The organism is Nocardioides glacieisoli, from assembly GCF_004137245.1.
GTDB lineage: Bacteria > Actinomycetota > Actinomycetes > Propionibacteriales > Nocardioidaceae > Nocardioides > Nocardioides glacieisoli.
Genome location: NZ_SDWS01000005.1, coordinates 219494 through 238087, shown reverse-complemented (window position 1 = coordinate 238087; position 18594 = coordinate 219494). Strand labels below are relative to the sequence as shown.

General features: G+C 72.6%; 16 protein-coding genes and 1 riboswitch. Of the genes, 6 read left to right on the top strand and 10 right to left on the bottom strand.

Annotated elements, in window-relative coordinates:
* Positions 1-1635, bottom strand: a complete 1635-nt coding sequence (locus EUA06_RS12755) for an ABC transporter permease (protein WP_242498127.1) — start codon at positions 1633-1635, stop codon at positions 1-3.
* Positions 1636-1646: 11 nt separating this feature from the next.
* The gene (locus EUA06_RS12750; RefSeq protein ID WP_129476209.1) at positions 1647-2723 is read right to left on the bottom strand and encodes a thiamine ABC transporter substrate-binding protein; all 1077 of its coding nucleotides are present in this window, start codon (positions 2721-2723) and stop codon (positions 1647-1649) included.
* Positions 2713-2822, bottom strand: a riboswitch (TPP riboswitch). It overlaps the preceding gene by 11 nt.
* Before the next feature lie 41 nt (positions 2823-2863).
* Here EUA06_RS12750 and EUA06_RS12745 point away from each other — a divergent pair.
* Both EUA06_RS12745 and EUA06_RS12740 read left to right on the top strand, forming a co-directional pair.
* Positions 2864-3763, top strand: a complete 900-nt coding sequence (locus EUA06_RS12745; RefSeq protein WP_129476206.1) for an alpha/beta hydrolase — start codon at positions 2864-2866, stop codon at positions 3761-3763.
* Positions 3760-4209: a GNAT family N-acetyltransferase gene (locus EUA06_RS12740; protein ID WP_129476203.1), complete on the top strand. Its 450-nt coding sequence runs from the start codon at positions 3760-3762 to the stop codon at positions 4207-4209. The genes EUA06_RS12745 and EUA06_RS12740 overlap by 4 nt, the downstream gene beginning before the upstream one ends.
* Here EUA06_RS12740 and EUA06_RS12735 read toward each other — a convergent pair.
* Positions 4172-5308: an aldehyde dehydrogenase family protein gene (locus tag EUA06_RS12735; protein WP_129476201.1), complete on the bottom strand. Its 1137-nt coding sequence runs from the start codon at positions 5306-5308 to the stop codon at positions 4172-4174. The genes EUA06_RS12740 and EUA06_RS12735 overlap by 38 nt on opposite strands.
* A gap of 63 nt (positions 5309-5371) precedes the next feature.
* On the opposite strand from EUA06_RS12735, the gene EUA06_RS12730 reads away from it, so the two are divergent.
* From EUA06_RS12730 to icmF, 3 genes are all read left to right on the top strand, one after another.
* Positions 5372-6124 carry a helical backbone metal receptor gene (locus EUA06_RS12730; protein WP_129476198.1) on the top strand — a complete coding sequence of 251 codons (753 nt, stop codon included), beginning with the start codon at positions 5372-5374 and terminating at the stop codon, positions 6122-6124.
* Between the two features lie 9 nt (positions 6125-6133).
* A complete protein-coding gene (locus EUA06_RS12725; protein WP_129476195.1) occupies positions 6134-6625 on the top strand; it encodes a MarR family winged helix-turn-helix transcriptional regulator in 492 nt (163 codons plus the stop codon).
* Between the two features lie 134 nt (positions 6626-6759).
* A complete protein-coding gene (gene icmF, locus EUA06_RS12720) occupies positions 6760-10029 on the top strand; it encodes a fused isobutyryl-CoA mutase/GTPase IcmF (protein WP_129476192.1) in 3270 nt (1089 codons plus the stop codon).
* A gap of 15 nt (positions 10030-10044) precedes the next feature.
* On the opposite strand, the gene EUA06_RS12715 is transcribed toward icmF, so the two are convergent.
* The 3 genes from EUA06_RS12715 to EUA06_RS12705 form a co-directional block, all read right to left on the bottom strand.
* On the bottom strand, positions 10045-12102 hold the full coding sequence (locus tag EUA06_RS12715) for an ATP-binding protein (protein ID WP_165354379.1): 2058 nt from the start codon (positions 12100-12102) through the stop codon (positions 10045-10047).
* A gap of 180 nt (positions 12103-12282) precedes the next feature.
* Positions 12283-13056, bottom strand: coding sequence for a SurA N-terminal domain-containing protein (locus tag EUA06_RS12710; protein ID WP_165354378.1), 774 nt, complete (start codon positions 13054-13056; stop codon positions 12283-12285).
* A gap of 63 nt (positions 13057-13119) precedes the next feature.
* Positions 13120-13509, bottom strand: a complete 390-nt coding sequence (locus EUA06_RS12705) for a hypothetical protein (RefSeq protein ID WP_129476183.1) — start codon at positions 13507-13509, stop codon at positions 13120-13122.
* A gap of 36 nt (positions 13510-13545) precedes the next feature.
* Here EUA06_RS12705 and EUA06_RS12700 point away from each other — a divergent pair, with 36 nt between their 5' ends.
* Entirely contained in the window at positions 13546-14109 is a 564-nt protein-coding gene (locus EUA06_RS12700) for a carboxymuconolactone decarboxylase family protein (RefSeq protein WP_129476180.1), read from the top strand.
* 16 nt (positions 14110-14125) lie between these two features.
* Here the strand turns inward: EUA06_RS12700 and EUA06_RS12695 are convergent, their stop codons facing one another.
* From EUA06_RS12695 to EUA06_RS12680, 4 genes are read right to left on the bottom strand one after another with little or no spacing between them, the layout of a single operon-like run.
* Entirely contained in the window at positions 14126-15112 is a 987-nt protein-coding gene (locus EUA06_RS12695) for a hypothetical protein (RefSeq protein WP_129476177.1), read from the bottom strand.
* A 36-nt stretch (positions 15113-15148) separates the two neighbouring features.
* Positions 15149-16576: a gamma-aminobutyraldehyde dehydrogenase gene (locus EUA06_RS12690; RefSeq protein ID WP_129476175.1), complete on the bottom strand. Its 1428-nt coding sequence runs from the start codon at positions 16574-16576 to the stop codon at positions 15149-15151.
* Between the two features lie 13 nt (positions 16577-16589).
* Complete coding sequence (locus tag EUA06_RS12685) at positions 16590-16913, bottom strand: cupin domain-containing protein (RefSeq protein WP_129476173.1); 324 nt, start codon at positions 16911-16913, stop codon at positions 16590-16592.
* A 48-nt stretch (positions 16914-16961) separates the two neighbouring features.
* Positions 16962-18590, bottom strand: coding sequence for a PucR family transcriptional regulator (locus EUA06_RS12680; RefSeq protein ID WP_242498126.1), 1629 nt, complete (start codon positions 18588-18590; stop codon positions 16962-16964).
* Between the last annotated feature and the right edge of the window lie 4 nt (positions 18591-18594).

The following is an 18594-nucleotide window of genomic DNA, read 5'->3' as shown; positions in this document are numbered from 1 at the left end:
TCAGAACGCTCCCACGCCCGGCACCCGCAGCCGCTCGACCGCGAGCATCACCACGGCCGTGGCGACGGCGAGGACGACGGAGGCGGCGAGGGCCATGCCGTAGTTCATCGCACCGGGGTGGCCGAGCAGCCGGAAGATCACCACCGGAAGGGTCGGGCTGTCGTCGCGGGCGAGGAACGAGGTTGCGCCGAACTCCCCGAGCGAGGCCGCGAAGGCGAACCCGCTCGCCGCGAGCATCGGCTTCCACGTCACCGGCAGGTCGACGGTGAGCAGGGTGCGCCAGGGCGACGCTCCCAGCGATGCGGCCGCCTGCCGCTGCCGGTCGTCGATGCCGCCGAGCACGGGCGTGAGGGTGCGCACGACCAGGGGCAGGGCGACGAGCGCCTGCGCCATCGGCACCAGCAGCGGTGAGTCGCGCAGGTCGAGCGGGGGCTGGTCGAGGGTGATCAGGAAGCCGAAGCCGAGCGTCACCGCACTCACGCCCAGGGGCAGCATGAAGAAGCCGTCGAGGGTGGAGCGCACGCGGCGCTCGGCGAGGGAGTGCGAGCGGCGGGTGACGATCGTGGCCACGAGGACGCCGACGAGCAGGGCCATCCAGGTCGCGTCGACCGCGGTGCGCAGGCTGGTGGCGAGCGCCGAGGTCACGGGCGCGAGCAGCGCCTGGTTGTCACCGGTGCCCGACAGCGCGCGGTAGTTGCCGAGACCCCATTCGCCGCCGACGCGCAGCGACCCGAGCACCAGGGTGAGGATCGGCACGAGCATCGCGGCCAGCACCGCGAGGGTGGCGAGGACGACGGGCGCGTCAGGGCGTCGTACGGCCCGCACGGGCGTCACCGTGCGGTGGGCCGTCGGGTCGGGGACCGCGCGCAGGCGGGCAGCGAGCGCCAGCAGGCCGACCACGACGACAATCTGGAGCACCGACAGCGCGGCGGCCGCTCGGAGGTCGAAGACCGTGGTGGTGAGCAGGTAGATCTCTGTCTCGACGGTCGCGTGGCGCACGCCGCCGAGGGTGAGCACGATGCCGAACGCCGTCGCGCAGAAGAGGAAGACGATGCTCGCCGCGCCGACGATCGCCGGCCGCAGCGCTGGCAGCGTCACCGTCCGCAGCACCTGCCACGGCGAGGCGCCGAGCGCCGCCGCCGCCTGGCCGGGGCGGGGGTCGAGGGACTCCCAGGCCACGCCGACGGTGCGGACCACCACCGCGACGTTGAAGAAGACCAGTCCGCAGATGATCGCGACCGGTGTCCCGTCGAGGCCGAGCGAGCCGAGCGGACCGCCCTCCCCGAGCAGCTGGCGGAAGGCCACGCCGACGACGACCGTCGGCAGCACGAACGGCACGAGCAGCGCCGCCCGGACCGCGGCCCGGCCGGGCAGTGCGAGCCGGTGCAGGGCGTACGCCGCCGGCAGGCCGAGGACGACCGACAGCAGCGTCGCGACCCCCGAGGTCCACACCGTGAACCACGCGACCCGGTGCACGCGCGGGCGGGCGAGCACGTCGAGGACCGCGCCCGGCGCGAAGCGGCCGTCGGCCACGAAGCCCTCCGCGACCATGCCGGTCACCGGCAGCACGAAGAGGACGCCGAGCACCAGCACCGGGCCGGCGGCCAGGAGCAGGAGGGCGGCGATGCGCCTCACAGCGCCCGACCTCATCGGGACACGACGTCGGTCCACTCCGTCAGCCACTGCTCGCGGTTGGCGGCGATCTCGTCGGGCGTGACCTCGTAGGGGTCGGTGGGCTGGGGCGCGAACTCGGCCCAGTCGTCCGGCACGGTCGCGCCCGGCATAACCGGGAAGACGTACATCGACTCCGGCAGTGCGCTCTGCACCTCGTCGCTGAGCATCCAGTCGATGAGCGCCTCGGCGCCGTCGGGGTTGTCGGCGCCGGCCAGCACGCCGGCGTACTCCACCTGGCGGAAGCAGGTGTCGAGCAGCGCCGCGGTGGTCGTCCGTCCGTCCGTGACGGTGAAGGCCGGCGAGGAGTCGTAGGACACCACGATCGGGCGGGTGCCGTTCTCCGAGCCGGCGGTGAAGTCGCCGTAGTAGGCGTCCTCCCACCCGTCGACGACCTTGGCGTCGTTGGCCAGCAGGTCGGTCCAGTAGTCCGGCCAGTCGTCACCGTGCTCGGCGACGGTGGCCAGGAAGAACGCCATCCCGGGGCTGCTGGTCGAGGCGCCTGGCGTCACCAGCAGGCCCGCATAGGCGGGGTCGGTGAGGTCGTCGAGCGTCTGCGGCGGCTCGAGCCCCTCCGCCTCGAACCACGCGGTGTCGACGTTGACGCACACGCTCGCCGAGTCGATCGGGACGAGACGGTCGCCGCCGTCCGCGAGGGCGTACTCCTCCGGCGGCGCGGTGGACGGCGAGAGCTCGGCGAAGGCGCCCTCGCCGAGCGGGCGCGAGGCGAAGGTGTTGTCGATGCCGAAGGCGGCGTCGGCGATCGGGTTGTCGGCGGTCAGGCTGAGCTTGGTGGCGAGCGTGCCGGCGTCGCCGGCGGCGCGGACCTCGAGGGTGTAGCCGCTCTCCTGCTCGAACTGGCGGACGAGCTTCTTGGGAAGGGTGAATGACTCGTGCGTGGCAAGGACGACGGTGCCGCCGGTCGTGCCGCCGGCTCCGTCGGAGGCCGAGGTCGTCGGCTCCGACGGGTCACCGCCGGTGAGGCTGCAGCCGGCGAGGGCGAGCGCGGCCACCCCCGTCGTGAGGGCAGCGCGGACGGATGACTGGTGCATGGTGACTCCCTATCGCCGGTGCTAACCGGATCAGGTTCGTAGGGTCTGCGGCTGGTCCGCACTCTCAGCACGCCTGCGCGTGCTCCCCTGTCTTGTGCTTCCACCCTAGCCCGGCCCCGGCCGCCCCCTACGCTCTGCCCATGCCCAGCGTCCGCCACCAGCTGCTCGCGACGGTGATCCCGAAGGTGCGACGCGCGCGCGAGCTCGAGAGCGAGCCGGCCGAGCGGTCCCGCGTGGAGGCCTGGCACCGCACCCTCGACCGCAGCCTCCCGACCCGCGCGGTGCCGCGCTTCGCGCAACGGTGGGACGTCACGGTCGAGGACATCGGGTTCCCGACCTACGTCCTCACGCCGCGCGGGCGGCGCGTCACCCGCACGCTCTACTACGTCCACGGCGGCGCCTTCATGGCCCCGATCGACCCGATGCACGTCCGCTACGCCACCCGGCTCGCCGACGCGATCGGCGCCCGCCTCGTGCTGCCCGACTACCCCCTCGCGCCCGAGCACACCTGGGCCGACTCCCACGAGGCCCTCGTCGCCGACGCGGCCCACTGGGCGGGCGAGGACGGCGGTGTCGTGCTTGCTGGCGACTCTGCCGGTGGTGGCCTCGCCCTGGCGATGGCGCTCTCCATGCGCGACCGCGGACTGAGGCCCGCCACGCACCTGGTGATGCACGCGCCGTGGGTGGACCTCACCACCTCGACTCCCGAGACGCGCGAGGTCGACGCGATCGACCCGTGGCTGTTCCTCGGCAAGCTGGAGGCGTACGGCCTGTGGTGGGCGGGCTCGCCCGACGACCTCGGCCGACCCGAGGTCTCCCCCGCGCTCGCCGACCTGGCCGGGTTGCCACGGGCGATGGTGCTCTACGGCACCCGCGACCTGCTCTTCCCCGGCTGCCGGTTGCTCGTCCGTCGCGCCGCCGAGGCCGGCTGGGACCTCACGGCCATCGAGGAGCCGGACCTGATCCACGTCTACGGCCTCCTCCCCCTCGCCCCCGAGGCGCGTCGCGCCTTCCGCCAGGTCGTGGGATTCGTCCGATGAGGGTCGTCACGTCCGACGTCGACGGCCTCGGGGTGCGGACGGCGTACGACGTGTGGCGGCTGCGGCAGCAGGTGTTCGTGGTCGAGCAGGACTGTCCCTACCCCGACCTCGACGGCCGCGACCTCGAGCCGGCGACCCGCCACGTCGTGCTGCTCGACGACGCCCACGAACGGGAGAACGCCGTCATCGGGACCCTGCGGGTGCTGGACGACGGCGACTGGGCGCGCATCGGCCGTGTCGTGGTCGCACCCTCGGCGCGGGGCCGGGGCCTGGCCGCGGTGCTGATGGACGAGGCGATGGCGCTGTGCGGTGACCGCGAGGTCCGGCTCGACGCGCAGACCGGGTTGACCGCGTTCTACGAGGGCTACGGCTTCGAGGTGACGGGTCCGGAGTTCGACGAGGACGGCGTCATGCACGTGCCGATGCGTCGTCCGCGACGACCATGAGCACGGGCCCCAGGATCTCCTCGCGCACCAGGCGTGACTGCGGCGACAGGCCGCCCACCACCGTCGGCGCCACCCACCACCCCGGCCGGTCCGGCACTTGGCCACCGAGCGCGATCGTGGCGCCCTCGGCCTCGGCCAGCGCCAGGTAGCGCACGACCCGGTCGCGGGCGACCCGCGAGCGGAGCGGTCCGCACCGGGTGGCGGGGTCGGCCGGGTCGCCGACGACCACCGCCTCCATCGCCTCGACGGCCACGCGGAGGGCCTCGTCGTAGCGGTGCGGGGGAACCAGGACGGTCGCCGGGAGCCGGCAGCCCTGTCCGGCGTTGGCGGCGAGCGTGGTCGCGGCACGCGCGACGACCTCGGCGAGGTCGTCGTCGCCGGCCTGGGCGAGGGTCGGACCGCCGGCGTCGACCCGGACGTGCTTGCCGGCCCGGTCCGCGCTGATCTGGACGCGCTCGGCGTTGACCGAGGAGCCCGTGAACGACACCGCGTCGATGCGGGGATCCCTCGTGAGCGCGCTCACGACGTCGACGTCGCGGGACGTGAGCACGTTGAGCACGCCGCGCGGCAGGATGTCGAGCGCGATGCGGCCGAGCTCGAGCGCTGCGCTCGACGCCTCGACAGCGGGCTTGAGGACGACCGTGCCACCGGCGACCAGCACCCGGCCGACCTCCTCGAGGGCGACCGCGAACGGCGAGGTCCCGGGAGTGATCACGGCGGTCACGACCGCCGCCTGATCGCGGTCATCGGCCAGCATCCGCGCGATGGGCGCGTCGAGGTGCTCGGCACGCAGCGACACCGGGACGCCGGTCTCGGCCGCCGCGAGCTGTGCCAGGTCGTCGGACCGGTCGCGGAGGACGGACTGGAGCTGGCGGAGCGCGTCGACGCGGAGCCGGGTGTCGGTGCTCCACGGGGTCTCGAGCAGCGCCCGGCGGGCCGCGGTGGCAGCGGTGACGACGTCAGCCGTGCTCGCGTCCGGCACCTGCCACAGCACCTCGCCCGTCGCCGGGTCGAGGGCCGCGAAGGTCCGCTCCTCGGCGGTCGCCTGCTCCACGCCGTCGACGGGGAGCACCGCGGCGGACCGCAAACGCTTGCTCATGAGGGCAACTCCACCACGTCGCGGGTCCGACACCCATCACCCGCACGGCTTAGCCTTCGTGTCATGCGTGACGACCTCGGACATGACGTCCCGCTGACCGCGCCGGCGACGCGGGTCGTGTCGCTCGTGCCGTCGCTGACGGAGGCGCTCGCGGCCTCCGCGCCCGACGTCCTGGTCGGCGCGACCGACTGGTGCACCCATCCCGCCGACCTCGGCGCGTCGCGGGTGCGTGGCACCAAGAACCCCGACCTCGCGGCCATCCGCGCGCTCTCCCCCGACCTCGTGGTCGCCAACCAGGAGGAGAACCGCGAGCTCGACGTACGCCGCCTGCGCGAGGCCGGCGTCGCCGTCTGGGTCACCCGGATCGAGACCGTCGAGGAGTCGCTCGGGTCGATGTCGCGCCTCTTCGCCGAGGCGCTCGGGCTGCACGAGCCGCCGTGGCTGGCTGCTGCACGCTCGCTCTGGTCGGAGCCCGCCACTCCCCGCCTCCGCGTCGCCGTCCCGATCTGGCGCGATCCCTGGATGGTGGTCGGCTCCTCGACCTACACCGACGACCTGCTCGCCCGGGCCGGGCTGGTCAACGTGCTCGCCCACGGACCGGCAGAGCACGACGGGCGCTATCCGACGGTCACGCCGGCGGAGATCGACGACGCCGGCGCGGACGTCGTACTGCTGCCGGACGAGCCGTATGTCTTCACCGAATCCGACGGCCCGGAGGCGCTGCGCACGCCGACGCGGCTGGTGTCGGGGCGGCTGCTGACGTGGTACGGCCCGGCGATGGTCGAGGCGCACGGGATGCTCGCGGCCTTGCCCTAGGGTCCAGCCATGACCCGCGACCCGATCGGCGAGGCCCACCGCCAGTGGGTGGCGCACGGCTGGCCCGACGCCGCCGACGGGATGGCGATGGTGACGTCGGTCGTGCGCGCGCAGCAGCTGCTGATGGAGCGGATCGACACCGTGCTGCGCCCGCGCGGGCTGACGTTCGCCCGCTACGAGGTGCTGCGGCTGCTGTCCTTCGCCCGCGAGGCGGCGATGCCGATGTCGCGGCTCGGCTCGCTGCTGCAGGTGCACCCGACCAGCGTGACCAGCGCCGTCGACCGGCTGGTGGCCCAGGGGTACGTCGAGCGCGTCCGCGACGTCGCCGACCGTCGCGTCGTCCGCGCGGTGCTGACCCACGCCGGCCGCGAGGCGGTCGAGGAGGCGACGGCGGCCCTCAACGGCGAGGTCTTCGAGACCCCCGGCCTGCCCGAGGGCGACGTACGCGACCTGACCGAGCGGCTGACCGCGCTGCGGACCGGGCTCGGCGACTCCGACTGACCTTTGCACCCCAGCTCCATGGTTGGCGGCCTGGATCTGGGCTGACAACCATGGCGGTCACCGGATATCCGGTGACTCCAGCCGCCGCCAGCCGGCTACTCGCGCGTAATAGTTGGAAGTCCTAGTATCTGTCCATGGCCGACCTGCCCCGCCCCGATCTGCACACCCCGAAGAACCCGATCCGCCTCGTGACCTCGTCCGCGCTCTTCGACGGCCACGACGCGTCGATCAACATCATGCGGCGGATCTTCATGAGCCAGGGCTGCGAGGTGATCCACCTCGGGCACAACCGCTCCGTGCAGGAGGTCGTCGACGCCGCGCTCGAGGAGGACGCCCAGGGCGTCGCCGTGTCGTCCTACCAGGGCGGGCACGTGGAGTACTTCGAGTACCTCGTGGAGTCGTTGCGCGCGCAGGGCGCGGGTCACGTCAAGGTGGTCGGCGGTGGCGGCGGCGTGATCGTGCCGTCCGAGATCACCCGGCTGCGCGAGTCGGGCGTCACGATCTTCTCCCCCGAGGACGGCCAGAAGATGGGCCTCGTCGGGATGATCAACTCCGTCGTCGCCGACTGCGACGTCGATCTCTGGGCCGACGGCGCGGTCTCCGTCGAGCAGGTGCTGACCGGCGACCGGTTCGCCGTCGCCCGCGCGATCACCGGCGCCGAGGGCGGTCGCCTCGACGAGGCGATGCTCACCGAGATCCGCGCCGCCGCCACGCGCCGCGTCGTGCCCGTGCTCGGCATCACCGGCACCGGCGGCTCGGGCAAGTCGTCGCTGACCGACGAGGTCGTACGACGCTTCCGCACCGACCAGCAGGACAAGCTGAGGATCGCGGTGATCGCCGTCGACCCCACCCGCCGCAAGGGTGGCGGCGCGCTGCTCGGCGACCGGATCCGCGCCAACTCCCTCGACGGCGACCGGGTCTTCTTCCGCTCCCTCGCGACCCGCGGAGCCCACGAGGTGCCTGAGCACCTCGCCGACGTGATCGACGTGCTCAAGGCCGCAGGCAACGACCTGGTGATCGTCGAGACGCCCGGCATCGGCCAGGGCGACGCGGGCATCGTGCCGCTGGTCGACCACTCGCTCTACGTCATGACGCCGGAGTTCGGTGCCGCCTCGCAGCTCGAGAAGATCGACATGCTCGACTTCGCCGACACCGTCGCGATCAACAAGTTCGAGCGCCGCGGCGCCAAGGACGCGCTGCGGGACGTCGGCCGCCAGCTGGTCCGCAACCGCGAGGCCTTCGGCAAGCAGCCGCACGACATGCCGGTCTTCGGCACCAGCGCCGCGACGTTCAACGACGACGGCGTGACCGCGCTCTACCAGCACCTGCGCGCCGAGCTCGCCGAGGTCGGGCTGCCGGTCGTCGAGGGCACGCTCCCGCACGTCGACGTGCGCCACTCGTCCGGCATCCGGCAGGTCGTCCCGGCCGACCGGGTGCGCTACCTGTCCGAGATCACCGAGACCGTCCGCGGCTACCACGCGCAGACGGTGGAGCTGGCGGAGGCGGCGCGCAACCTCCAACGCGTGCAGTACGTCGCCGACCAGCTGGGTCTCGATACACCCGGCTCGTCCCTCGCCGGGCACTCGACCACCGATGGGCTGACCGCGCTGCTCGAGGCCGCGCGCAGGGCCGTGCCGCACGACGTCGCCGACCAGATCGAGCGCTGGCCGGCGGTGGTCGAGGCGTACTCCGGTGACGAGCAGGTGGTGAAGGTCCGGGACCGGGAGATCACCACGAAGCTGACGAAGGAGTCGCTCAGCGGCAACAAGATCCCGCGCGTCTCGCTGCCGCGATTCACCGACCACGGCGAGCTCGTGACGTTCTGGCGCAACGAGAACCTGCCGGGCTACTACCCCTTCACCGCCGGCGTCTTCCCGTTCAAGCGCGACAACGAGGACCCCGCCCGGATGTTCGCGGGCGAGGGCGACCCGGCGCGCACCAACCGCCGCTTCAAGATCCTGTCCCACGGCAACGACGCGACCCGCCTGTCGACGGCGTTCGACTCGGTGACGCTCTACGGCCGTGACCCCGACCCGCGCCCCGACGTCTACGGCAAGGTCGGCACGTCGGGCGTGAGCGTCGCGACGCTCGACGACATGAAGGCGCTCTACGACGGCTTCGACCTCGTCTCGCCGACGACGTCCGTGTCGATGACGATCAACGGCCCCGCGCCCACCGTGCTGGCCTTCTTCCTCAACACCGCGATCGACCAGCAGGTCGACGCGTTCCGCGAGAAGGAGGGCCGCGAGCCGAGCGAGGGGGAGCGCGCCACGCTGGCGGCGTACGCCCTGGCGAACGTCCGCGGCACCGTGCAGGCCGACATCCTCAAGGAGGACCAGGGCCAGAACACCTGCCTGTTCTCCACCGAGTTCTCGCTGCGGATGATGGCCGACATCCAGGAGTGGTTCATCGAGCAGCAGGTGCGCAACTTCTACTCGGTGTCGATCTCCGGCTACCACATCGCCGAGGCCGGGGCGAACCCCATCAGCCAGCTCGCCTTCACCCTCGCCAACGGCTTCACCTACGTCGAGGCCTACCTCGCGCGCGGCATGAAGATCGACGACTTCGCGCCCAACCTGTCCTTCTTCTTCTCCAACGGCATGGACCCCGAGTACTCGGTCCTCGGCCGCGTCGCCCGCCGCATCTGGGCGGTCACGATGAAGGAGAAGTACGGCGCCTCGGAGCGCTCGCAGAAGCTCAAGTACCACGTCCAGACGAGCGGCCGGTCGCTGCACGCGCAGGAGATGGACTTCAACGACATCCGCACCACGCTGCAGGCCCTGATCGCGATCTACGACAACGCGAACAGCCTCCACACCAATGCGTACGACGAAGCGGTGACGACGCCGACCGAGGACTCCGTGCGCCGCGCGCTCGCGATCCAGCTGATCATCAACCGCGAGTGGGGCCTGGCGATGAACGAGAACCCGCTCCAGGGCTCGTTCGTCATCGACGACCTCACCGACCTCGTCGAGGCGGCCGTGCTCGCCGAGTTCGACTCGATCAACGAGCGCGGCGGCGTGCTCGGCGCGATGGAGACGGGCTACCAGCGCGGGCGGATCCAGGACGAGTCGATGCTCTACGAGCACCGCAAGCACGACGGCTCGCTGCCGATCATCGGCGTCAACACGTTCGTCAAGGAGTCCGCCGCCGACGCGCAGCCCAAGGAGATCGAGCTCGCCCGCGCGACCGACGCCGAGAAGGAGTCGCAGCTCACCCGCGTGCGCGCCTTCCAGGCCGAGCACGGCGCCGAGGCGCAGGAGGCGCTCGCCCGCCTCAAGGACGCCGCGATCAACGGCGACAACGTGTTCGCCGTGCTGATGGACGCCGCCCGGGTCTGCTCGCTCCAGCAGGTCACCGAGGCGTTCTTCGAGGTCGGGGGGCAGTACCGCCGCAACGTCTGAGCCGAGCAGACGTCGCTAGGCCGTGGCCAGCTCGTCGCCGGCCACGGCGACGTCCGGTGACGTCGCCGGCAGCAGGCTGACGGGATCCACCTCGGCGGGGCCCACCGCGGCGGGCAGGTCGAACCGGAAGACCGATCCCGGGCCGGGCTCGGCGGGCAGGCACTCGATGGTGCCACCGTGTCGCTGCACGATCGTCTGGCAGATCGACAACCCCATGCCGGTGCCGCGCCGCTCGTCGCCCGAGACGTGACCACGGTGGAACCGCTCGAAGATCAGGTCGCGCTGGTTCTCCTCCACGCCGACACCGTTGTCCTCGACCTCGACGACCACGCGGGACCCCGTGCGCACCGCTCTCACGTGGACCAAGGCAGGCACGCCGCGGCGGGCGTACTTGACGGAGTTGCCGACGAGGTTGGCGAAGAGCTGCCGCAGGGAGGCCTCGTCGGCGTGCACGGACGGCAGGCCCTCGTCAGGCACCTCGATCGCGTCATCAGGGCCCAACAGCGCGGCGGCCCGCACGAGTGCGCTGTCGGGTCCGCTGAGCGGCACGTCGCTGACGTCCATGGCACCTGCCTCGGCCACGGCCTGGGTGAGGAGGTCGTCGATCAGGCCGGCCATCTGGATCGCTGCCTGATCGGCACGCGTGACCGAGGCATGGGTGTCACCGTCGGGATCGAGGTCGAGGGCAGCGAGCTCGAGCCAGGCGCGGATCGCGGTCAGGGGGCCGCGCAGGTCGTGTGCCGCGGTCGAGGCGAAACCGACGAGGGGCCGGATGCTCTGGCGGTGCTCCGTCACCTCCCTGAGGACCAGCAGGGTGCCCGCGCGTCCGTCGTCGCCCTGCTGGGTGGCGAGGTCGGCGCGCGACACGGCCAGCACGAGGTCGTCGCCGGAGGGCAGCCGCAGCTGGACGTCGCCCACGCCGAGCTCGGCGCGCGAGGCGCTGGTGTGGGCGGGCGCGGGGTGGAGCACCAGGTCCACCAGTGCGGCGAGGGCCACCGCGTCGGAGGCGCCAGGACGCACCCGATGGGCGAGCCGTCGGCTGGCGCCGTTGCTGCGCTCGATGCGTCCGAGGCCGTCGAGGACGATCAGTCCCTCCCGCATGCTCTCGGTCATCTCTGCGAGCAGCTCGGCCTGCTCGGCCGCCCTGGCCCGGGCCTCGCCCATCCGCACCACCAGCTGGTCGATGCGATCGCTCAGTGTGCCGACCGCGAGTCCGGTCAGCAGCACCGAGACGAGGAACACCTGCGCGACCAGCGTGTCCTGGAAGGGGGTGGTGTCCAGGGCTCGTGCCGGTCCCGCCCCCATGAGTGTCAGCAGCAGTCCGCCGACCCCCAGGGCGAGCGCGTGGATGGCGGCGAAGAACGTGGGGAACCGCGCCGCTGACCACACCGCGAGCGGAATGACGAGGAAGACGATCGGGAGGGGCTGGAGGAAGACGAGCACGAGGACCACGGTGGAGACGGCCCACAGCACGCCGAGCTCCCGCCGACTGCCGCCCTCGGTGCGCGGGGCGATGCTCTGGGTTGCCCACTCCCACGCCAGGTGCCCGACGCACCCGAGGACCACGAGACCCGTGAAGTGCCGGTTGAACCACGCCACGGGCACCCAGGTGTCCCAGGCGCCCCCGGAGAGCAGGAAGACGGCGAGGGTGCCGATCGCGGCGCCGACCGCGCTGCCGACGGCGGCCGCGATGCAGGTGTACGCCAGGGAGCGGGGCGAGCGAAAGCTCTCGGTGCCTCCGGCACCCAGGAGGTTCGGGCACCAGCGCCGCACGAGCGCGACGGTGACCCAGGTCTGGAAGGCCATGGACGCGGCGCCCAGCACGACCAGGTCGAGCGTGGCGTCGGTCAGCCACGCGGCCCCGCCGTGGATGACCGTCAACGGCACCAGCGCCCGCGCCTGGTGGCGCCGTGACTCCGCGAGCAGCCAGAGCATGGCGACGCCCGCGCCCGGCCAGATGAGGCTCACGCCCTGCCCGTCCTTGCCTGCCAGCCGGGCCAGTACGGCGAGGACCGCGTAGGTGACGGCGAATCCCACGACCCACCGGGCGGGCAGCGCCGGTCGGACGGTCACGGCCGTCGTCCCGACCCGAGGAGGCACCCGGGCCGGGAGTGCCGGCTCACACAGGAATGACACACGAAAGCACGTTAGTGCTTCAAAGCCCACGTGAGGTCAACATCGCAAAAGTGGTTGAGTCGGCAACCGTGATCACCCCGAGCGCGAGTCGCCCGGCACCACCGGACCAGGAGCTGATCAGAGGTTGATCGTGATGTCCGCGTCCTCGCGGAGGTCCTCGACGAGACCCTGCGCGACCTTGCCGACCTGCTCGGTCCTCGCCTGCTCGGCGATCTGGTCGCGGACCTGGGCGTAGGGCGGGATCTTCTGGCCCTGCTGGCCGGCGGCCTGCTCCTTGGCCTGCGCGTAGATCGCGCGGAGCTCCTTCTCGCTCGGCGTGGTGCCGCCGTCCTCGTCCTCGACGAGCTTCTCGACAAGCACCTGCATCTCGACCTGGTTGCGCGCCTGGTCCTCGGACATGCCGTTCTCCGCGATCGCCGCGAGCAGCTCCTCGGCGGAGGCGAGCTGGCTCTGCTGGGCGATCTCCTCGAGCTCGGCATCGATCTCGTCGTCGCCGACCTCGAGGCCGCGGGACTCGGCCTCCTGCGTGAGGAGCTCGGTGGAGACGAGGTCCTCGGCGGTCTGCTGCTTGATCTGCTCCTCGTCGGGAGCCTGACCACTGGTCTGCGCCTCGGCGGTCGCCTGCTGGAAGGCCGCCTCGAAGAGCGGGACGAACTCGTCCTTGGTGACCTCCTCACCGTTGACCTCGGCGACCACGTCGGGGATGCCGGAGAGGTCGGGGCCGTCGGCGGAGCCGGCCTCGGCGTCCGCGCTCGCACTCGGCGACTCGCTCGCGGAGGCGTCCTTGTCCGACGACGCGTCGTCGGAGGACGAGCCACACGCCGAGAGGACGAGGAGGCTGGCGGCGGCCACGAGGCCGAGGGCAGAACGGGTGCGCATGAGGTGGTTCATCCCCATCGACGGTACGCACCGAACCTGAGCGCCCTCCTCAGGGTTCTCAGGGGGTGACCCCGCTCACAGGTGGTCGGGGACCGTCAGCGCGTCGGGGTCCTGCCGGACCGGGAGCTGCGCGAGGGCCGTACGCACGAGCGTGAGGCGCGCGGCCAGCGCCACCTTCTTGCGCATGCGGCCGATGCCGGTCTCGCCCATCGTCTCCTCGACCGCGGCAGCGATCTGCGCGTCGGTGAAGGTCGGCCGCGTCCCGGCCTCGACCTCGACGTCGGGCAGCGCGAGCAGCACCGGCAGCACCTGGCCGCCGACGGCCTCGAGGAGGTGGTAGCGCTCGATCCTGCTCATCGCCTCCCACTTCTCCTCACCCTTGCCGCGCCGCCCGATCGTGCCGCCGGCCACGATCTTCGCGGCGGCGGTGACGGCGACGGTCAGCTCGTGCTCGGTGAAACGCATGCCTCAAGCATGCCCGAGGCGCGGCATCATGAACGTATGCGCCTGCCCGACCTGCGACCCGAGGACCTCGATCCCGACCAGCGGGTGTTGTACGACGACATCGTCGGCGGTCCCCGCAGCACCGGACCCCAGCACTTCGCACTGACCACGGCCGACGGTGCACTCACCGGCCCGTTCGGGGTGATGGTCCACGGGCCCGCACTCGGCCGCCCGCTCCAGGAGCTGGGCAGTGCCGTCCGCTACGCGACCGGGCTCACCGACCGGGTGCGCGAGATCGCGATCCTCGCCGTCGCCGCGGCCACCGGCAGCGTCTTCGAGCAGCACGCCCACGAGCGCGTCGGCCGGGCCGTCGGACTGACCGACGTCGAGCTGGTGGCCCTCGCCGAGGGGCGGTTCACGACGGACGACGCGGTCGAGGCGTCGGCGTACGCGCTGTGCCGTCGCCTGCTGGACGACCGCTCCCGCCTCACCGGCGAGGAGTACGCCGACCTGGCCGGGGTCCTCGGCACCACGACGATCACCGAGCTCGTGGTGCTCGTCGGCTACTACCGCACCCTCGCCCAGCTGCTCGACGTCTTCGACGTGGACGTCCCCGACTGACGCACCGACGCTCTGGTCAGGGCTCGTCCGGGGGTCGCAGGTCGAAGCCTCCGCCGGCACCCGGACGCAGGGGCACGACGACCCGCTCACCCGCGGTGCCCGGCACCGTCACGCAGGCACCGGACGGCACCTGGCACGTCATCAGGCTGAGGACGTCGTCGGGGCCGACGGTGTCGCCGTCACCCGGACCGTCGACAGCGATGCCGAGCACGGTCCCCTCGTCGATCCAGCGCGAGAGCGTCCAGCGCTCCGCCGGAGCGTCCGGCACGACGTCCTCGCCTGCGTCGGGCACGAGCACGGCGCGCAGGCCGTCACGCTGCTCGATGCGCCAGCCGCCCGCCGGGCTCTGGAGCGGGTCAGCACCCCGTTCCGGCACCACCTCGTCCTCGCCCAGCTCGCGTGCGTCACCGCTGTCCAGGTCGTAGGCCCAGTCGCCACCGGTCGTCCTGGCGTAGACCTCGGCGTCGGTGATAACGAGGATGGCGACCTCGGACTCGTTGAGGTCGTGGACCGGGTCGGTGCGGTCGGTGTCGAAGCCGTCGTCCGTCGTCACGCCGTCGCCGGACGTCAGGTCGTAGAGGCGCATCTCGGCGCCGCCGGTGTCGTAGTCGGTGGCGAGCACCGCGAGGTGGGTGCCGTCCGGCGAGACCGCCACGCCCTCGTCGTCGACGTCGAGCCCGGTGTCGACGGCGTCGCCGTCGGGGGCGGTGAAGAAGAGGTCGGCACCCACGAACCGACCGTCGTCGTCCTCAGGGTCGAACGGGACGAAGAAGACGCCGTCGCCACCCACCAGCAGGGCGCGGACCGTCGCGCCGGTGTCGATCGTCGTGCCGTCGGCCAGGTGCACCGTCGAGCCGACGGCCCAGACGAAGCCGCCGGTGTAGATCGGTTCGGCACTGGTGCGCCACACCGCGTCGTCGTCGACGTCGTCGCGGACATCGGGTGTGCAGGCGGTGGCCGCGCCCACGAGCAGCAGCGACGCCACCAGCCCTCGTCCCCCCACGGCTGCATGGTGCCACGCCGGGAGTGCCCGGGCGGCTCAGTAGTGCGCGGTCATCACGTGCTTGATGCGCGTGTAGTCGTCGAAGCCGTAGCCCGAGAGGTCCTTTCCGTAGCCGGAGTGGCCGAAGCCACCGTGCGGCATCTCGGAGACGAACGGGATGTGGGTGTTGACCCACACGCACCCGAAGTCCAGCTCGCGGGTCAGCCGGTCGGCGGTGCCGTGGTCGCGCGTCCAGACGCTGGCCGCCAGCCCGTAGGGCACGTCGTTGGCGAGACGCACCGCCTCGGCCTCGTCGTCGTACGACTGCACGGTCAGGACCGGGCCGAAGACCTCCTCCTGCACGATCCGGTCGTCCTGCCGCACACCGGTCACGACGGTCGGGGCAAAGAAGAACCCGGCGTCGCCGTGGCGGGTGCCGCCGGTGCGGACGGTGGCGTGGTCGGGCAGGTCGGCGAGGAACGCCTCGACCTTGGCGAGGTGGGCCGCGTTGTTGAGCGGGCCGTAGTCGGCCTCGGTGTCGGACGGCGGCCCGGGGCGGGTGCCCTCGGCCTCCGCGACGAGCAGGTCGACCAGCTCGTCGTGGATGCTGCGGTGCACGATCACGCGGGTCGCGGCCGTGCAGTCCTGGCCGGAGTTGAAGTAGGCCGCCGCGGCGATCAGCCCGGCCGCCCGGGGCAGGTCGGTGTCGGGCGTGACGACCACGGGAGCCTTGCCGCCGAGCTCGAGGTGGGCGCGCTTGAGGTTCTTCGCGGCCGACGACGCGACCTCCATCCCGGCGCGGACGGAACCGGTGATCGCCACCAGGCCGGGCGTCGGGTGCTCGACGAGCAGCCGTCCGGTCGTCGCGTCGCCGTTGACGACGTTGAGCACGCCGGGCGGCAGGATCGCCCCGGCGATCTCGGCGAGCAGCACCGTCGAGCGCGGGGTCGTGTCGCTGGGCTTGAGGACGATGGTGTTGCCCGCGGCGAGCGCCGGGGCGATCTTCCAGATCGCCATCGCGAAGGGGTAGTTCCACGGAGTCACCTGGCCGACGACGCCGATCGGCTCGCGCCGGATGCTCGAGGTGTGGCCCTCGAGGTACTCCCCCGCGGACTTGCCCTCGAGCAGCCGGGCCGCGCCGGCGAAGAACCGCAGCTGGTCGACACCTTGGTCGACCTCCTCGCTGGCGATGTAGCGCACCGGCTGGCCGGTGTCGCGCGCCTGCACCTCGCTGATCTCGTCACGCCGCTCGGCGATCGCGGTGGCGAGGTCGAGGAGGTGGGCCTGGCGGCGGCCCGGCGTCAGCCGCTTCCACGACTCCGACGCGCGCGCCGCGGCGGCGTAGGCCCGGTCGACCTCCTCGGGCGTGGAGACCGGTGAGCGGCCGTCGACCTCACCCGTCGTGGGGTCGACGAGCTCGATGAAGTCGGTCGCGGCCGACTCGACCAGCTCGCCGTCGATGAAGTTGCGGATGGTCTCGGACATGTGAGGAAGCCTCTCAGGCGACGTAGATCTTGCGGAGCGTCTCGCGGACGACCCAGGTGGTCTGCTCGCCGGCGCGCAGTCGTACGACGCTGCCGGGGCCGAGGTCGACCGCCTCGCCGTCGTCGAAGGTGACGGTCGCCGAGCCGGACAGCACGACGAACACCTCGTCGACCTCGACGTCGGTGGCGGTGCCGGGGCTCATCTCCCAGACGCCGACCTCCACGCCGGCGACCGCGGCGAGCGCGCGGGAGCCCGCCTCGGGCGCGCCGTCGAGGACGGTGCCCGGGTCGAGGGGCGCGGTGGGCACGTCGGTGGCGACGTCGAGCACACGGAACATGGCGTCATCGTCCCCCGGCGATTCGCCCCGGTGCCCGACGATCTGTCGTCACTTCGTCGGCGGACCGGACGTTGTGCCGGACAGGTCGTCCACGAGCAGCGCCACGTGGAGCGAGACGCGTACGTCGGGGTCGTCGAGGTCGGCGTCGAGGAGCTTCTCGATCCGGGCCAGCCGGTCGTAGAACGCCGCGCGCGAGAGGTGGAGGCTGGCAGCGGCCTCGGTCTTGCTGGCCGGGTGCATCACCAGCGCGCGGAGGGCGGCGACGAGGTCGGTGCGCGCCCCCTCGGCGCGGTCATGACCCTTGAGCGGGGCGAGCTCGCGGTCGACGAAGAGCCTCAGCCGGTCGTCCTCACCGAGGAGCGCGAGCAGGCCGCGCAGGTGGAGGTCCGCGAGCCGGTGCACGTCGGGGTCGTGCTCGCGGCGCGCCTGCGGGGCAGCGTCGGCGACCTGGCCCGCCTCGGTGACCGAGCGCGCGACGGACGACCGCTCGGTCACGACCCGACCGGCAGCGAGCACGACGTCGTGGTGGGCGAGGACGCGGGCCGCGAGCCGGTCGACGAGGTCCTCGACGTCCGCGGTCGGCGCCGCCGAGACCACCACCCGCAGGTCGCGCTCGACCTCGCAGACCAGCGCCGGCAGCCGCAGGCCGTGCGCGGCCCGGACGACCGTGGCCGCGACCTCGTCGAGGTCGGCCGGCGACACCGCCCCGACCCGCGGCCGCACCACCACGCCGGCGAAGGAGCGGCGCCGCACCGGGAACCCGGCCAGCTCGCAGCGACGGAGCACGTCGTCGGAGTCGGGGTCGTCGGTGAGGCCGGAGAGCAGCTCGAGGTGCGTACGCCGCATGAGCGTCCCGCGGTCGCGGTCGTGGAGCCGGTGCAGGGCGAGGGCCGCCGCTGCGCGTTCGGCGACGGCGACGAGGCGCTGCGAGGGGGGCTGCGGCGAGCCGATCACGAGCCGGCCCCACACCTGGTCGGCGGTGCCGAGCCGGGTGACCAGCCAGCCGTTGGCGGCGTCCCACCCCGTGCGGGAGGCGACCTCCACCCGACGCGAGCGGGCCGGCCAGCCGTCGAGGAAGCCACCGGCGTCGTCGGGCCCGGCGAAGTAGTCGAGCGGCCGGTGCTGGGCGTTCTCCACGACGACCGGTCCGGCGGCCATCCGCTGCACGGCCTGGAGGATCTCGACCGGGCCCGCCTGGCCGAAGGACAGCTCGGTGAAGGTCTCGTGCACGCGCTGGGCCTCGCGCAGCTCGGTGAGCTGGCGGTCCACGACACGCTCGCCGATCTCCTGGGCCAGGGCGGCGAAGCGGGTCTCCTGGCCGAGGACGACCAGCGGCAGCCCGTGCCGCTCGCAGGCGTCGACGAGCGGGGCGGGCAGGTCTGCGGACCACCTGCGGCCGAGCTCGACCACGATCCCGACCGCGCCGGAGTCGGCGACCTCGTCGACGAAGGCCGTCAGCCCGGCGGCGTCGTCGTCGCCCGGGAGCCCGGTGCCCATCGTCAGCAGGAGGTCGCCGGCGCGGAGCAGCGAGCCCGCGTCGAGGCGCTCGGTGGCGTGCACCCAGCGGATCGGCCGGTCGAGGCCGGAGGCGCCTGCCACGACGGCGGGGACGGCCCGGCGGAACGTGGGCAGGACCAGCGCCTCCTGGAGCGTCACACCCGGCGTCACCTCGGCCACGCGC

Bases quoted from the DNA above. Each gene is read 5' to 3' on its own strand.
- EUA06_RS12685 (WP_129476173.1), bottom strand. From the start codon at position 16,913: ATGTTCCGTGTGCTCGACGTCGCCACCGACGTGCCCACCGCGCCCCTC.
- EUA06_RS12735 (WP_129476201.1), bottom strand. From the start codon at position 5,308: ATGAGCAAGCGTTTGCGGTCCGCCGCGGTGCTCCCCGTCGACGGCGTG.
- EUA06_RS12700 (WP_129476180.1), top strand. From the start codon at position 13,546: ATGCGCCTGCCCGACCTGCGACCCGAGGACCTCGATCCCGACCAGCGG.
- EUA06_RS12740 (WP_129476203.1), top strand. From the start codon at position 3,760: ATGAGGGTCGTCACGTCCGACGTCGACGGCCTCGGGGTGCGGACGGCG.
- EUA06_RS12725 (WP_129476195.1), top strand. From the start codon at position 6,134: ATGACCCGCGACCCGATCGGCGAGGCCCACCGCCAGTGGGTGGCGCAC.
- icmF (WP_129476192.1), top strand. From the start codon at position 6,760: ATGGCCGACCTGCCCCGCCCCGATCTGCACACCCCGAAGAACCCGATC.
- EUA06_RS12710 (WP_165354378.1), bottom strand. From the start codon at position 13,056: ATGAACCACCTCATGCGCACCCGTTCTGCCCTCGGCCTCGTGGCCGCC.
- EUA06_RS12745 (WP_129476206.1), top strand. From the start codon at position 2,864: ATGCCCAGCGTCCGCCACCAGCTGCTCGCGACGGTGATCCCGAAGGTG.
- EUA06_RS12730 (WP_129476198.1), top strand. From the start codon at position 5,372: ATGCGTGACGACCTCGGACATGACGTCCCGCTGACCGCGCCGGCGACG.
- EUA06_RS12690 (WP_129476175.1), bottom strand. From the start codon at position 16,576: ATGTCCGAGACCATCCGCAACTTCATCGACGGCGAGCTGGTCGAGTCG.
- EUA06_RS12750 (WP_129476209.1), bottom strand. From the start codon at position 2,723: ATGCACCAGTCATCCGTCCGCGCTGCCCTCACGACGGGGGTGGCCGCG.
- EUA06_RS12705 (WP_129476183.1), bottom strand. From the start codon at position 13,509: ATGCGTTTCACCGAGCACGAGCTGACCGTCGCCGTCACCGCCGCCGCG.